Origin of the sequence: Xenorhabdus innexi, assembly GCF_002632485.1 — a bacterium.
GTDB lineage: Bacteria > Pseudomonadota > Gammaproteobacteria > Enterobacterales > Enterobacteriaceae > Xenorhabdus > Xenorhabdus innexi.
Genome location: NZ_NIBU01000007.1, coordinates 83,253 through 97,758, shown reverse-complemented (window position 1 = coordinate 97,758; position 14,506 = coordinate 83,253). Strand labels below are relative to the sequence as shown.

15 protein-coding genes are annotated in these 14,506 nt (G+C 40.4%); 7 read left to right on the top strand and 8 right to left on the bottom strand.

The features are described from left to right. Positions 1 to 22: 22 nt before the first annotated feature. From Xinn_RS04520 to lldD, 3 genes are all read left to right on the top strand, one after another. Positions 23 to 565, top strand: coding sequence for a riboflavin biosynthesis intermediates N-glycosidase (locus Xinn_RS04520; protein WP_086956214.1), 543 nt, complete (start codon positions 23 to 25; stop codon positions 563 to 565). A gap of 64 nt (positions 566 to 629) precedes the next feature. Further along, a complete protein-coding gene (locus Xinn_RS04515; RefSeq protein WP_086956215.1) occupies positions 630 to 1,217 on the top strand; it encodes an RBBP9/YdeN family alpha/beta hydrolase in 588 nt (195 codons plus the stop codon). Positions 1,218 to 1,422: 205 nt separating this feature from the next. Continuing rightward, the gene (gene lldD / locus Xinn_RS04510) at positions 1,423 to 2,574 is read left to right on the top strand and encodes an FMN-dependent L-lactate dehydrogenase LldD (protein ID WP_086956216.1); all 1,152 of its coding nucleotides are present in this window, start codon (positions 1,423 to 1,425) and stop codon (positions 2,572 to 2,574) included. 66 nt (positions 2,575 to 2,640) lie between these two features. Here lldD and Xinn_RS04505 read toward each other — a convergent pair whose 3' ends face one another. Then, positions 2,641 to 3,147, bottom strand: a complete 507-nt coding sequence (locus Xinn_RS04505) for a DUF1543 domain-containing protein (protein WP_086956217.1) — start codon at positions 3,145 to 3,147, stop codon at positions 2,641 to 2,643. A 62-nt stretch (positions 3,148 to 3,209) separates the two neighbouring features. Beyond that, positions 3,210 to 3,989: a PhzF family phenazine biosynthesis protein gene (locus Xinn_RS04500; protein ID WP_086956218.1), complete on the bottom strand. Its 780-nt coding sequence runs from the start codon at positions 3,987 to 3,989 to the stop codon at positions 3,210 to 3,212. A 167-nt stretch (positions 3,990 to 4,156) separates the two neighbouring features. On the opposite strand from Xinn_RS04500, the gene Xinn_RS04495 reads away from it, so the two are divergent. Further along, positions 4,157 to 4,603 (top strand): hypothetical protein, encoded by a 447-nt coding sequence (locus Xinn_RS04495; protein WP_086956219.1) that lies wholly within the window; start codon positions 4,157 to 4,159, stop codon positions 4,601 to 4,603. 168 nt (positions 4,604 to 4,771) lie between these two features. Here Xinn_RS04495 and Xinn_RS04490 read toward each other — a convergent pair whose 3' ends face one another. Beyond that, entirely contained in the window at positions 4,772 to 5,707 is a 936-nt protein-coding gene (locus Xinn_RS04490; RefSeq protein WP_086956220.1) for a Kdo(2)-lipid IV(A) acyltransferase, read from the bottom strand. A gap of 244 nt (positions 5,708 to 5,951) precedes the next feature. Here Xinn_RS04490 and rmf point away from each other — a divergent pair, with 244 nt between their 5' ends. Beyond that, complete coding sequence (rmf, locus tag Xinn_RS04485; RefSeq protein WP_086956221.1) at positions 5,952 to 6,110, top strand: ribosome modulation factor; 159 nt, start codon at positions 5,952 to 5,954, stop codon at positions 6,108 to 6,110. Between the two features lie 111 nt (positions 6,111 to 6,221). Here the strand turns inward: rmf and fabA are convergent, their stop codons facing one another. Together fabA and Xinn_RS04475 are read right to left on the bottom strand one after the other, a co-directional pair. Further along, the gene (fabA, locus tag Xinn_RS04480; protein ID WP_086956222.1) at positions 6,222 to 6,740 is read right to left on the bottom strand and encodes a bifunctional 3-hydroxydecanoyl-ACP dehydratase/trans-2-decenoyl-ACP isomerase; all 519 of its coding nucleotides are present in this window, start codon (positions 6,738 to 6,740) and stop codon (positions 6,222 to 6,224) included. Between the two features lie 84 nt (positions 6,741 to 6,824). Further along, positions 6,825 to 8,555 carry an AAA family ATPase gene (locus tag Xinn_RS04475; RefSeq protein WP_086956223.1) on the bottom strand — a complete coding sequence of 577 codons (1,731 nt, stop codon included), beginning with the start codon at positions 8,553 to 8,555 and terminating at the stop codon, positions 6,825 to 6,827. Between the two features lie 204 nt (positions 8,556 to 8,759). Between Xinn_RS04475 and matP the strand changes: the two genes are divergently transcribed. Beyond that, positions 8,760 to 9,209, top strand: a complete 450-nt coding sequence (gene matP / locus Xinn_RS04470) for a macrodomain Ter protein MatP (RefSeq protein ID WP_086956224.1) — start codon at positions 8,760 to 8,762, stop codon at positions 9,207 to 9,209. Between the two features lie 77 nt (positions 9,210 to 9,286). On the opposite strand, the gene ompA is transcribed toward matP, so the two are convergent. After that, entirely contained in the window at positions 9,287 to 10,438 is a 1,152-nt protein-coding gene (gene ompA, locus Xinn_RS04465) for a porin OmpA (RefSeq protein WP_086956225.1), read from the bottom strand. Positions 10,439 to 10,793: 355 nt separating this feature from the next. Further along, positions 10,794 to 11,366, bottom strand: coding sequence for an SOS-induced cell division inhibitor SulA (gene sulA / locus Xinn_RS04460; RefSeq protein WP_086956226.1), 573 nt, complete (start codon positions 11,364 to 11,366; stop codon positions 10,794 to 10,796). A gap of 249 nt (positions 11,367 to 11,615) precedes the next feature. Here sulA and Xinn_RS04455 point away from each other — a divergent pair, with 249 nt between their 5' ends. Then, the gene (locus Xinn_RS04455; RefSeq protein ID WP_086956227.1) at positions 11,616 to 12,224 is read left to right on the top strand and encodes a TfoX/Sxy family DNA transformation protein; all 609 of its coding nucleotides are present in this window, start codon (positions 11,616 to 11,618) and stop codon (positions 12,222 to 12,224) included. Positions 12,225 to 12,342: 118 nt separating this feature from the next. Here the strand turns inward: Xinn_RS04455 and yccS are convergent, their stop codons facing one another. Next, the gene (gene yccS, locus Xinn_RS04450) at positions 12,343 to 14,493 is read right to left on the bottom strand and encodes a YccS family putative transporter (RefSeq protein ID WP_086956228.1); all 2,151 of its coding nucleotides are present in this window, start codon (positions 14,491 to 14,493) and stop codon (positions 12,343 to 12,345) included. Positions 14,494 to 14,506 lie beyond the last annotated feature (13 nt).

The following is a 14,506-nucleotide window of genomic DNA, read 5'->3' as shown; positions in this document are numbered from 1 at the left end:
ATTATTTACTACAGAGAAAAATATGGATATTGAAACGTTATGTAAGCTTTACCAATCAAAAGAGGATATTAAATACCTTTTTTTCTGGGGGCATAAAACTAATCATACACAAATTATTACTAAATCGTGTTTAAGCCAGTGGTATCTCACGGAATTTATCGTCGATGGAGTCAATTATATGAGTGCGGAACATTATATGATGGCTGGGAAAGCTCGGCTATTTAATGATTCTGCTACACTGGAAAAAATTATTAATGCTAAAAATCCGGGGGCAGCAAAGGCTTATGGCCGGGAAGTAAAAGGGTTTAGCCAATCAGTTTGGAACGCGCATCGGTCACACATTGTTATTGATGGAAATATAGCTAAATTTTCTCAAAATCCGGCACTGAAAACATTTTTATTGCGGACAGGAGATAAGGTATTAGTAGAAGCCAGCCCTGTAGATCGGATTTGGGGTATCGGAATGGCAGAGGATAATCCTGATATTTATAATCCTTTAGCATGGAATGGGTTAAATTTATTAGGCTTTGCTTTAATGGTTGTACGTGAAAAATTAAAAATATAGGGTATGTGAAAATAGAATATAACTGATATTCATCAGGACACAATCAACAATAAAGGATCTTACTATGTTTTCTGGTAAAAATTTTTCCGGTAAAAAAATCATTATTGTTCACGGTTATACTGCTTCACCTTCATCACACTGGTTTCCCTGGTTAAAAGAAGTGCTGACTGAGCAAGGAGCCGAAGTTATTGTGCCGGAAATGCCTGATTCGTTATCACCTGAATCGGAAGCGTGGGTCAGAAAACTAATGGAGGTTATACCTAATGCGGATGGTAATACAATTTTTATTGGGCATAGTCTTGGGTGTGTGACTTTACTTCGCCACTTAGCAGACATCAGAGACACCACTGATAAAATTGGTGGATATATTTTGGTTGCTGGGTTTGATACATTGCAGAGTACGCTACCAGAATTAGCCAGTTTTACTTTCCAGCCATTGGATTATGCATTTTTACGTGAAGTAACAGCACATCGTATTTCCGTTATTTCTTCTAATGATAGAATTGTATTTCCCGAATCATCCCATGCACTGGCTAATTCATTGCAAACTGAAATTATTAATATTGAGAACGCAGGGCACTTTCTCTATAGAGACGGTTTTACTCGTTTACTGCCTGTTTATGATGCTCTGAAAGCAATCGTATCAGAATAAACAGTATTCGCTTATTTTACTTCTGTTGCCTCTGGTATTTTTCCCCAAACTGTTACCAGCCATCAAATAAAACAGATGTTTTGTGGTACAGGGTTATGTATTTTTATACTCTTTACTGCGTTGTCTGATGTGCTGGTCATGGGCAATATGGTCAGCCAGAATAATATTATTGTCGTCCATTTTATTGTGGGCAGAGGTGCAGATCATGATTATTTCCGCTTCAACTGATTACCGGGCTGTGGCACAGGCTAAGTTACCTCCTTTTCTGTTCCATTATATTGATGGCGGAGCCTATGCAGAACACACTCTCAGACGAAATACTGAAGATTTATCTCATATTGAGCTACGCCAGCGTGTATTGAAAGACATGTCTGAACTGAATCTGGAAACCAGCCTATTCGGGGAAAAAATATCAATGCCTGTGGCATTGGCACCCGTAGGCTTAAGTGGTATGTATGCTCGCCGTGGAGAAGTACAAGCTGCGCGCGCCGCGACTAAAAAAGGTATTCCATTCACCCTATCTACGGTATCAGTGTGTCCGATTGAAGAAGTTTCTGCCGCAGTTGAACGCCCGATATGGTTTCAGCTTTATATATTAAAAGATCGTGGTTTTATGCGTAATGTTCTGGAAAGGGCAAAGGCAGCAGGCGTTAAAAATCTGGTCTTTACTGCTGATATGCCAGTTCACGGTGCCCGTTATCGTGATGCTCATTCAGGAATGAGCGGCCCGAATGCAGCTATGCGGCGTTTTTTACAGGCAATAACCCATCCGCGCTGGGCCTGGGATGTGGGAATAATGGGTAAGCCGCATGATCTCGGTAATATATCCTTATATCGTGGTACACCAACTAAGCTGGAAGACTATATCGGCTGGATAGGAAGCAACTTTGATCCCTCTATATCATGGAAAGATTTAGAGTGGATACGCGATTTCTGGCAAGGGCCTATGATTATTAAAGGCATCCTTGACCCTGAAGATGCGAAAGATGCTGTACGTTTTGGCGCGGATGGTATTGTTGTGTCTAATCATGGCGGACGACAACTGGATGGTGTTCTCTCTACCGCCAGAGCGTTACCGGCTATTGCAGATGCCGTCAAAAGTGACATTACCATTCTGGCTGACTCAGGTATTCGCACTGGATTAGATGTAGTAAAAATGCTTGCATTGGGGGCTGACTCTGTTTTATTGGGACGAGCTTTTGCTTATGCTCTGGCGGCAGCGGGAGAAGCGGGTGTTTCTAACTTATTAGAATTGATTGATAAAGAAATGCGGGTTGCCATGACGCTGACAGGCGTGAAATCTGTCACCGATATTAATTCAGATTTATTAGCAGGTAATGTGCATTCGCTATTTTAACTTATAGCTGATTTGACGTTAGCAGAGTCAGCAAAAGGTGGGGGCTGACTCTTCTTTATCCGATTATCAGATCCCTATCGGGCGATATCCTTGCCACTCAGGTTTATCAGGCTGCCCGTGAGGGTTTTCAGTCAGATGGATATAGTAGCCACTCACTTGCCCCAAAAGCAGGCAGTCATCGACATCTTTCAGATTATCTTTATGCAATTGATCATAGCCGGTAAGAAGATACTCTTTTGCTTTTTCTTTTGCTTCTTCTGCTGTACGGCCGACAAAAAATGCGAATTCATGAGCCTCTGCCAGTGAGTTCTTTTGATAGCCTCCGACGTTCACAAAATAGAGCTGTAATTCCCCAATGTATTCATGTTTACTGAGAGAAATGTCATAGCCATCAGCCCATGTAATAGGCATATAACCATCCAGATGAAGTTTATCTTTATCGCCAAACCAAACATCGCGTAATACCGGATATGCATCTTCAATTTCATTTACCGCAACAAACTGGACATCATGAACTTCAATATTGGATTTTCCAGCATTACCGCCAAGATAAAACATATATAGCTGAGTCATATCTTTCCTTAACATTTTTAACATTTATCGCTTTTTACTGATAAAAATAAAAGTGACTTGATTTAAGGCACTATTTGACCATAAGAAAATAGTTTAGCTTTTCCTGTCAGATAAACACGTTTTCCTTGTACCTCACATAATATATCGCCACCCCGTTCAGATAACTGACGTGCACGAAGGATCGATTTATTAAGCCTTTTACCCCAGAAAGGGGCTAAAACACAATGTGTTGAACCCGTGACAGGATCTTCATTAACACCTTTTGCCGGTGAGAAATGACGTGAGACAAAGTCAGCGGATGAATCGCCGGGCGCTGTAATGGCAAGCCCCGGTAAAGGAAGAGAAGCTACTTTTTCGAAATCAGGCTGGGTCCGGCGGACTTGCTCGGCAGAATCCAATACACAGATATAGCGATCATGGGAGGCAAATACTTCACTGATATCCTGCCCCAGAGCATCGCGGATGACGGGAAGCAGTGCTGCCTTTTCCCGGCAATCAGCAGCCGGAAAATCTAATGTAAAAACGCCATTCTGATGAGTAACATGCAGCTCACCGGAGCGGGTTTTAAATGTGATTAATTTATTTTGATATGAACATTTTTCAACGAGGACAAAAGCAGTTGCCAGTGTGGCATGTCCGCATAAATTTACTTCAACTTTAGGAGTAAACCAGCGCAGGTGATCACCGACTAAAAAAGCGGTTTCTGACAGATTGATTTCAGCAGCGATAGCGATCAGTTTTTCATCTGCCAGCCATTCATCCAGTAAGACGATGGCGGCAGGGTTGCCGGAAAAGTTTTTTTCTGTGAAAGCATCGACATGATAAATAGGGTATGAGGACATCGGAAACTCACTTTACATAAAAAAATCTCAGTTAGCATGTTGAAATTGCTTTTGATTGTAAAGGGTTATTTGTTTTTAGCCCGTTAACTACCTATAACTGGGAGTTGATCTAAAGTAATAATAACTATTAAATAATGATTTTTAGTTATAATCACACTAGGGGATTTATGCGAATCAAAAGGATTACCAGCCTGATTTTTCTTATGGTAATTGGTTGTTCTCAGGCGTTAGCGCATGACTTTAGCTACAAAAGTAATATACCTGCTGATAACAAAGCATCAGAAGAATATTTGAAAAAAAGAGATGAATTAGACAACAACAACTGGCAGGTGGATAAACTGGCGCGAGAAAATGCTCTGGCTGAGAAACGGGCAGAAGAAGCGAAGAAATATACCCGAAAAGACGATTCAACAGCACATTTTGGGTTTTCTTATGATTTGGATAATCAAAAAATGAGTTTTCCTTATCATGCCAAAGACTGGACACATACAGGTGATAGAAATCGTGCTTCTCAACGAAAATGCTATCGAGAAACCAGACAAAAGCTGGAAAAAGAGCGGGGAAATGCTTACTCCAACACGGAGATCTCGGATGTGTGTGGGGGAAATTACTGAATGATCCATTAAGTAAGATATTTTCACTTAATGACATAATATTTTGTTAGAAATCAGGCAGTCACTTTGTGAATGATTGCCTGATTTTTGAATTATGATGATTTATATTCACCGGTTTTCAAGAGATGTTACAGCCAAAAAAGAGGCAACCTGAAAAAGCCGGGCAGCCTAGTGAGTATCATCATCATATAAAGATGGCATGCCTTCAGGGCGTGTTTTAAAACGGCGGTGTAACCACATATATTGTTCTGGTGCCTGCAAGATCTCCTGCTCGATGACTTTATTCATGAAGGCTGCAGCCTCTGTTTCATCTTTTACAGGGAAATTTTCTACGGCTGGTTGAATAATCAGCTCATAACCTTTTCCATCTGGCAATCGACGTGGAGTAAAAGGAAGTAGAGCCGGATTAGATAACCGAACCAAAATTGAAGTCCCGATCGTTGTTGCTGCATGTTCAACAGCGAATAATGGCGCAAATACACTTTTACGCGGGCCATAATCATGATCTGGCGCGTACCAAACAATTTCACCATTTTTCAGGCATCGGATCATTCCCTTGAGATCTTTTCTGTCCAGTACATATTTGTTGGAGCGCAAGCGTCCCCAAGTTTGTAGCCAGTCCAGAAGCGGATTATCATTTGGTCGGTAAACCCCAACGCCTGGGTTCAGAATACCAAAAATGCGGGCACCCAATTCCAGTGTCAGAAAGTGAACCCCGATAACGATGATCCCCTGACCTGTAGCCTGTACTTTCTGGATATTTTCCCGTCCTGTCACTTTGAACCAGCGTTTTATTCTCCAGTCAGGCCAGAACCATGCCATGCCGGTTTCAAATAGCCCCATGCCCACTGATTCAAAATTTTTGACCAGCCACTGATTTCGGTCTTCCTGTGACATATCGGGGAAACAGAGAGTCAGGTTACGTTCAGCGACCTTAGCCCGTTTTTTTAAAAAGCGTTGTGAGAGCCTTCCAAGTCGGGTGCCGATCCAGTAAATCATTGGATAGGGAAGTAAAACCATTAAATAAAGTATCCCGATTCCCAGCCAGATCAGCCAGTAGCGGGGATGTAAAAATGAACGATGAAAAGAGGGTGTCTGTATCATGTGTTTTCAGTGTCTTAAAGATAATTCTTAAACTATAACAAACCTGTCTTATAACGCCTCAGGAGTAATATGGAGTTATTGTGACACTTTTTAGTGGGATATCGAAATATCCGGGTATCAAATTATAACTTTTTTACGATTTCTTTACTTGATCTTCATTTCAGATAGGAGTATCACTAGAAAGCCTTCTGCATAAGAAATATTCATTGTTTTATTTTCATGGTAATAAATGAGGAAGTAAGGCATGAAGCGACAAAAAAGAGATCGTTTGGCACGTGCACTCTCCAGAGGCTATCACGCTGGTATTTTAGGGCGGCCCCGGGAAAATTGCCCTTATCATTCATTGGATGCCCGTTCACATTGGCTGGGAGGCTGGCGTCAGGCAATGGAAGACCGTGTTTAATGACCGTGATCTTAGTCACTAATTTACTAGTTTAATAACAAATCACCTCTGCCATAATAATGCAGAGGTGATTAGGGTAAGAGAAGGGAAACAGACATAAGGGCAGGAAAATCAAAAATTACTGGTATCTTTGAATATACCTACTTTCAGATCAGTTGCTGTATAGATGAGTTTACCGTCAACCAACACTTCGCCATCAGCCAGACCCATTATCAGTTTCCGGTTTATGACTCGTTTAAAATTAATACGATATGTAACCATTTTTGCGGTTGGTAACACTTGTCCGGTGAACTTTACTTCTCCAACACCAAGTGCCCGACCTTTACCTTCACCGCCCAGCCAGCCCATAAAGAAACCAACGAGTTGCCACATCGCATCAAGACCGAGGCAACCGGGCATAACGGGATCTTTGAAAAAATGACAACCAAAAAACCACAAATCAGGGTTAATATCCAGTTCAGCTTCGATATACCCTTTATTATAAGTGCCACCATCTTCTGTCATTTTTATGATGCGATCCATCATTAACATATTGCCGGAAGGCAATGGCGGCCCATTTTCACCAAATAACTTACCTTGTCCAGAGGCTTGAAGTTCTTCTTTCGTGTAGGACTCTTGTTTTTTAAACATATTCTCAGATAGCCTTATTATTGGGTAAGGCTAGAGAATAGCGTACACTTGTACGCTGAACAACTCCGATCAGCTATAGATACACTAACCTAACCAGCGTAAAAACCAGGGTGATTTGGGCCGCTCTTGATTATTAACTTGTGTAATACGTTCATATATTATGGCTAACAGGTGTTCTTTTTGTTCATCATAATAAGGGATATCTGTCAATAGTGAAGCGGCTTCGGATACATGCTCCACAGCCCAAATATGGAATTCTCCGTTTTTCACCGCATCAATAACGTCCTGATGCAGGCACAAATGTTGCACATTGGCTGTTGGGATAATCACACCTTGTGAACCGGTCAGGCCACGACAGTGACATACACGGAAAAACCCTTCAATTTTTTCATTAACACCACCAATCGGCTGAACATTACCAAATTGGTCTACGGCACCTGTAACCGCAATTTGCTGGTTTATCGGTTGTTGAGACAGTGCACTGATTAATGCACATAATTCAGCTAATGAAGCGCTGTCACCATCAACTTCTCCATAGGATTGTTCGAACACAATCGAGGCAGAAAAGGGTTGTGGTTGATCCAACTTTAACTCAGAAATCAGATAGGCCTGCATGATCATCATACCCTTGGCATGAATATTACCTCCCAACTCTACTTTACGCTCTACGTCAATAAATTCGCCATCGCCTAAATGGGCAACACAACTGATTCGAGAGGGTTCACCCATTGGCTCTGGATGGCCCGGATATTCAAGTACAGATAATCCGTTTATTTGACCGATAACAGCACCTTGGGTACGGACCAATATCTGACCTTTCAGGATCTCATCCATACTGCGTTCAGCTAAATAGCTATGGCGCCAGCGCCGGTTATCTTCAGCCTGTTGCAGAGAACTCAAAGTAATCTGATTTTCCTGCTGATAATTCGCTGCCGTTTCCAGAGTTTGTTTCAGCCACTGGATATCTAAAGGCAAACTAAATTGATCTTCGGTGTAACGAATAGCTTGCCTGAGTAATTCGCTCCAGGCATCCTGGCTCAAAGAGGGTAATTTTTGTTGCTGAGTGAATCCATTAATATAATGGCACCACGTTGCCAGATCAGCTTCTTCATGAAATGGCATATCAGGCTCAAATTCGCTGTATAAAGCACTGCTTGCCAGCTCCGGTTCAATAGTATGCAATTCTTCAAGGCTGAACCGATCCCCGACAAGGATCAGGCGTAAATCTAAAGGTATTGAGGGAATTGGCAGAGGCAGAGACTGGTTTTCATTATGTGGTAGCCAGTCAAAGCGTCGTTGAATGATCATCTGTTTGAGCCGAACCCACATTAATGGCTGGGATAGCAAAGTGCGTAGAGGTAAAATTAAAACACCGCCATTAACTTGATGGATAAGCCCCGGTTGAAGCTGAAGTACATTCTGATGTGTATAGATGTTGCCAAATAATTGTTCTGGTTCAATCCACTCACGATAAGCAACTCTTTGATTTGGCGAGAAAGGGCCTTCACCGGAGGAATGCCATGTAACGGTTTGGTGTTCTATTTGATAATAACCGCCAATATCAGGATAGCTTTCCGGTAATAATGTAGAAACTGTATCGGATAAAAGAGCCAGACAGGCATCACTCTCTTCTGCTTTTAACAACATAAAGGATTGGCGTAAATTGGCCTGACAAAAAAGTGCCAGCCCATTGTGCAGCCTGGGTTGAACTACTTCCATATTGATAGAAGATGATTCAGAAACAGAATTGAAAAGTGATTGATAAGGTTCACTATTTGGCTGTAATGATTGCCAGTCTAATTTTATATTCGTCAAAGTGATAGCTACATGTAGTGAAAAAGAATCATTTATTATACAAGATTAGGCTGTGAACCAACACGCCATAATCTTTGAAAGGCATGATATTTGGACTAACTTATTGATTGTGCATAAAATGCACTATAATCCGTTGTTGTTATGAGAAATTAAGATAAATAATTGCTATGCTTAATTTAAGTTACGCTGTCACTGAGAGATGAAATGAAATATCAACAATTGGAAAATCTGGAATGTGGCTGGAAATGGGCTTATTTAGTGAAAAAACATCGCGAAGGTGAAGCCATTACTAAATATCCTGAAAAAAGTGCAGCTCAGGATGCAATTAATGAATTGTTAAAGTTAGAACGAGAACCCGTTCAGGTTTTGCAGTGGATATCACTGCATATGAATGAAGCTTTATCCAATCGCATGAAACAAACTATCCGCGCAAGGCGTAAGCGTCATTTTAACGCCGAACATCAGCACTCGCGTAAAAAGTCCATCGACCTGGATTTTCATGTCTGGCAGCGTCTTTCAAATCTCTCCAGACGCCGTGGCAATACTTTATCAGAAACAATTGTGCAATTATTGGAAGATGCAGAACATAAAGAGAAATATGCTCACCAAATACTGAATCTAAAACAGGATTTAGCTGCCATTTTAGATAAATAGTGTTAAAGGGTGAGTGAGAAATAAAAACCTCATGTATGGACATGAGGTTTTTAATTTATGAATAATTTTTAAATAAATCAAAGGGCAACTTGTGCTGGGGTAGTGACCTGTTGAGTGCCCTGAATATTGATAATGACACGGCGATCTGGTGACAGGCAATCAATCAATTTAGAACGAGCCTTGACATTGTCACATGTTGAGCCGGTAACAGAATCTTCTTTCCCACGGCCTTCAGCCTGAATGCTGTTTGCAGGAATGCCTTTTTCAATCAGATAGTCAGCAACAGATTGAGCCCGCTTTTGGGACAGAGGTAAATTGTAGTGTTGGCTGCCGATGCGATCGGTGTAGCCAAGAACCAAAACATGCCCCTGATTCGGATCAATTTTGCTCAGTTGGTTATATAGATTATCTAGTTCCTGCTTACCTTCAGTCTTCAATGTTGATTTGTTGAAGTCAAACAGAACATCGGAACGCAGGGTGAAACTTCTGTTTTCAACAACAGGTACCGGAGCCGGAACAACAGGAACAGGCGCAACATCGTCATCCTGTCCAAAACGGTAAGAAACACCGAGGGTTAACAACCCATTTCTTGGTTTAGGGCCTATATAAGAGTTGCGATCACTGTCGACTGAAAGGCCACCTCCGCTCTGACCAACTTTTGGTACCCATTGGTAATCCAGACGAGTTGCAATATTTTTAGTCAATGCATACTCAGCACCAATAGCGATTAATGGAGAGATACCGGTGCTATTATTTTTCACCCGACCGTTCCATTCCAAATTCTTTTGTTTGCCACGTACTGTGATAGGTATTTTCTGGTCATCATAATATGCTGAAGCATTTGCACGCCACACCAAGCCACCCAGACGTGTATAAACATCTAAAGAATCTGTTAATGGTGCACTCAGTTTTACTCCAAGTTGAATACCCTGGCTTTTGAAACTCGCATCATGAGATTTAGATTCGTAGCTCATCTTTCCTAGCCAGTCATAGCCCAATTCGAAGGCCACATTTGGTGTTGCCTGATAACCGATATAGGCCCCTGCTCCCAGAGGGTTTTTATTTTTAGCGCTGCCGGATGCGCCTGCAAAAGGGATGTCTTGAAATTCTGTTTTGCTGTAGTGAGACCAACCAACCTTAGTACCTGCATACCAAGTATGTTCTTTTGGAGCTGCTTGAGCCACAGTTGCAAAAGTTGCTACTGCCACTGCGATAGCTGTCTTCTTCATCGTACGCCTCGTTATCATCCAAATAAGTAGTTGGCCTTAAAATCTTATTGTTGGCCATTGGTTGAAATAATCGGTTAGGTATATGCGGTTAATATAAAAAGATAATTCCTGAAATGTGAGTTAAATCAGCATGAACCTAACTTTGTAGAGTCTACAACGAACTTAAAAACTTACAAGTACATGGTGATTGATGACACATATTTTTCAAATTAATACCTATATGAAAGTAAAAATCACTAATGATAACCTGTGTGGATTTTTGATTTAATTGGTTGATTTTTATAAAAAAATAACAATATTTTGTTAGGTGTAGCATGTTTATTCTAAAAAATACTGAGATTAATCTTAAATTAATTCAATGGTAATAAATAGAATGGAGCTTTATCCCGTTTTCTGTTGATTCATACTGTTCTGATGAGTACTGAGGGCGCATAATCAAGCCCAGTGCTGTACCTTTCTGTGCCGCCAATCGCAGTTTTTGTACGCCATATTCAGACAGTTCTGGCAGCCATCCTAAAACGACACAATAGTTACCACTCTCTAAAGCTTTCTCCATGGCATGGGGTGATGCGACAGGGGCAATTTGGTTTAATTGAACGCTCTTGTGTAACGGTAATCCCGAATCCACTAACCACTGGCGGCTGACTTTTTTATTAGGGGTTATCCAGAGTAACCACCTGTTTTCGCTTCTGGATTGGTGCAACAAAGGAAGTAGGATGTGATTAAGCACGGGCCATTGTTCACAATAGCTTAATTCACTGATTGTTCCCTGTGCTGCTTGTATGATGCCTTGCTCAGGTTGGTTAATAGGTTGTAATTTTGTAGATGTAGTGTTAATTACATTATTTATTTCGTGTTTGCGAGTTGTATTGTTCTCAACTTCAATTTTACTCTCAATGAGATACTCCAGAGTGGGTTGAATACTCATAATGTTCCTCACCATGAATCCTGTATGTATATACAGTAATTGGTTATTTGGCTAAAAGCAAGACCATTTTTTTCAAGACGCTTCGCAAAAATTTATATAAAACAGTTTTTTTCTAATTTAATGATTGGCAGTCGTAAATAGATTGCGTATGGTTTTAATTACTTGTTCTTGTTATTTATTTTGTTAATAACAGGCAAGAAGACAGAGCATAAAATATTTAAGCTGGATATAGTTCATGGAGTGATAACAATGTTTTTATCTGGGACTCGTTTTGATCAATTGAAACATGGTATATCTTCATTGGGACAACTTAAAAAGAAATCCCAGTTTGGTGGAGTTGGGTTATCAATTGATGGAGTCTTGTTCGCCCTGAGTTATGAAGGTGAGCTTTATTTACGAGGAAATAGTCATGCAGAGACGTTATTTAAAGCCAAAGGTATGGAGACGTTCATCTATTCAAAAAGAGGGATTCCAGTGGCTTTGCGTTATTATCGAGTCAGTGAGTCACTTTGGCAGGATCAAAAACAATTATTCAAATATGTTAAGTTAGCCTACCAAGACACACTGGCAGATATTACTAATCAACAAAAAACACCGCTCAGATTAAAAGATCTTCCTAATCTTGGAATGGCTTTGGAGCGCCAGTTATGGAAAGTAGGAATATCAAAAGTAGAAGAGTTACGTATGTTGGGTGCAAAAGTAACTTATCTTAAATTACAACAAAGTGGAAAAAAGATAAGTGTTAATATCTTACTGGCATTAGCTGGGGCAATAGAAGGTTGTCATGTCGCAGTATTGCCAGAAAAACTACGTAATGATTTACTGATATGGTATCAAGAATTGGAACACAGCAACTAACATTAGTTTATATTCTGTTAATTTAAAAGGATAAGTGAAAAATAAGTAATTTTAAAAACGACAAATGTAATTATTAAAACAATATAATCCGTCTTCTATGAAGGCGGATTATAATTTCCTATTTATTTATTTGTTTTTTCAGATTAATTATTTCTGGCAGTAATTCAATCAGTAGTCCCATTTGTTGTAACACAAGTTGAACTTTGCTGTTATCAGAAGCCAGTTGGTTACTTTTTTGTATTAATTGCTCTGAAATATGATGAAAAAATTTATCATCAATTCTGTCTTGTTGTAATGCAGATTCAACATGGTGAATTGTGTCAGTAAGTATCTCCAGAATTACAGGTTCATTCAGTTTTTCACGGTGGGAACCTAAAGCAGAGATATAACTCAACATAGTGTGATTCAGGCAAAGTAAACGAAACGCTTCTTCCTGAGAAATACGATGATGCTTAGGTTCTGATGACATATTTGATATAACCGATGCTAATTCGGCATCGTAATTATGAGCATTACGACGAGCAATTCGGTATTCCAGACAATTACTTTTTCCCTGATGGTATTGCAGTAAAATGGCATTGAGATAATGACAATTGGCATTCACTGTGCGGGTGATAACTTGTGGTAATTGGCGGAAGTTCCAATCAGGCCAGATAAAGCTGACTGCCAGCAAGGCAATACCACAGCCAATCAGGGTATCGACTATTCTGGGCAAAGCAACTTCAAAGCCTTCCCCTAATAGATTAAAGCTTAATAATACCAATAACGTAATAAACAGAGTTGCATGCGCATATTGGCTATTGCGGAAGGCAAAAAATAACACACCCGAAATGACAATCAGCAATAATTGCCCTTCAATAGAAGGTACAAAATAGAGAACAGGTAAACCAATTAAAATACCCGCTAACGTTCCGATAACCCTGAGAGCCAAGCGATGTCGAGTTGCGCTGTAGTTAGGCTGACAGACAAACAGGCTGGTTAGCAGAATCCAATAACCTCTTTGCATATCAAATAGCTGAATAATGGCATAACCAGTACAAAGCACCGCAGACATACGGATGGCGTGGCGGAATAGTGCTGATTTAGGAGTCAGGTTGCTGAGAAGCCGAAATAAAATATCACGCCATCCCGTTAAGGCTTCATCAGATAATTGAGTTTCTTCTTGTTTATTATTCTGAGAAACTTCCTGAGAAATCAGATATTGCTCAGAACTGAGACCTGCTAATTGCGCATCAATTGCCCGTAAATTTTTCAGTAAGTTACTGAATGCACTAATTTTGGTATCAACGAATTGCTGGCTTTTTAATTTCTCTAAAGAGATTTCGAGATAGGTAAAAGCATTCTCAAATCGTGAGTTATGCTGATATTGTTTACGTAGGATAAGGGATTGTGAAACCTGTTCACAAGCATGTGCCTGCATGGATAACAATCGCTGAAAACGGAACAGAAGATCGCTGTGACGCAATGTTTCCCGTAGCTTCTGATACTGGATATGAGATGAACTGGCACGTTCATGGATATCCTGAACAACAAAATAATAGTGCAATGTCTGGCGTGTTCCCTGCTGCCCCCGGTCTCCTTTCAAACGGCTTAATAAAGCGATTTTAGTTTGATTGAGGGTTGTTACTAATGTGCTGTTGGTCATAGCAACATCAAATACAGCCTGTTCATACTCCTCTGCTTCAGCATCAGGATCAAACAAATTTGTTTTTGCATACAGGTAAGCTGAAAGCTGGTGATAACAGCGTGCCAGATTTTCTTGTAGTGGGCGGATAGGAAATAGTGCATGCCCTGCTAATGTCAGTAGGTTATACCAAATTGCACCAGTGAGTAATAATAAAGGTTGCTGATACCAGACAGGAAATATAGATGTACCCAGCATGGTATATATTGCAATCAATAAGGCACCAAAAGCAATAGTGGCATAACGCTGCCCTAAAGCACCGAGCAGTATGAAACCGCAGGTAGAAATCGCCAGCCCAAGAATGAAAAGCCACGGGTATGGAAAAAGCAGCGTAATAGATACAGAAGCAGTAAAGAAGGAGATTAAGGTGATAACAAGATTACGTAAACGACCCACTAAACGATCATCCAAATCTGTTAATGCAGCCGCGACGACACCTAACGTCAGTGGGATGGTAATCTTAAGGTCTTCTTTCAATAGCCAAGGAACCAGAGTCGTTCCTGTTAGTGCAATGAATATACGAATATAATAGAAAACGTGATTGCTATACAGGAAATGACGGGAGCTGGAAAAAACAGTTAGCACAAAAAACTCCTAA

What these genes read in the sequence shown, in the direction of transcription:
- Xinn_RS04520 (WP_086956214.1), top strand. Translation starts at nt 23, where the DNA reads ATGGATATTGAAACGTTATGTAAGCTTTACCAATCAAAAGAGGATATT.
- Xinn_RS04515 (WP_086956215.1), top strand. Translation starts at nt 630, where the DNA reads ATGTTTTCTGGTAAAAATTTTTCCGGTAAAAAAATCATTATTGTTCAC.
- lldD (WP_086956216.1), top strand. Translation starts at nt 1,423, where the DNA reads ATGATTATTTCCGCTTCAACTGATTACCGGGCTGTGGCACAGGCTAAG.
- Xinn_RS04505 (WP_086956217.1), bottom strand. Translation starts at nt 3,147, where the DNA reads ATGACTCAGCTATATATGTTTTATCTTGGCGGTAATGCTGGAAAATCC.
- Xinn_RS04500 (WP_086956218.1), bottom strand. Translation starts at nt 3,989, where the DNA reads ATGTCCTCATACCCTATTTATCATGTCGATGCTTTCACAGAAAAAAAC.
- Xinn_RS04495 (WP_086956219.1), top strand. Translation starts at nt 4,157, where the DNA reads ATGCGAATCAAAAGGATTACCAGCCTGATTTTTCTTATGGTAATTGGT.
- Xinn_RS04490 (WP_086956220.1), bottom strand. Translation starts at nt 5,707, where the DNA reads ATGATACAGACACCCTCTTTTCATCGTTCATTTTTACATCCCCGCTAC.
- rmf (WP_086956221.1), top strand. Translation starts at nt 5,952, where the DNA reads ATGAAGCGACAAAAAAGAGATCGTTTGGCACGTGCACTCTCCAGAGGC.
- fabA (WP_086956222.1), bottom strand. Translation starts at nt 6,740, where the DNA reads ATGTTTAAAAAACAAGAGTCCTACACGAAAGAAGAACTTCAAGCCTCT.
- matP (WP_086956224.1), top strand. Translation starts at nt 8,760, where the DNA reads ATGAAATATCAACAATTGGAAAATCTGGAATGTGGCTGGAAATGGGCT.
- ompA (WP_086956225.1), bottom strand. Translation starts at nt 10,438, where the DNA reads ATGAAGAAGACAGCTATCGCAGTGGCAGTAGCAACTTTTGCAACTGTG.
- sulA (WP_086956226.1), bottom strand. Translation starts at nt 11,366, where the DNA reads ATGAGTATTCAACCCACTCTGGAGTATCTCATTGAGAGTAAAATTGAA.
- Xinn_RS04455 (WP_086956227.1), top strand. Translation starts at nt 11,616, where the DNA reads ATGTTTTTATCTGGGACTCGTTTTGATCAATTGAAACATGGTATATCT.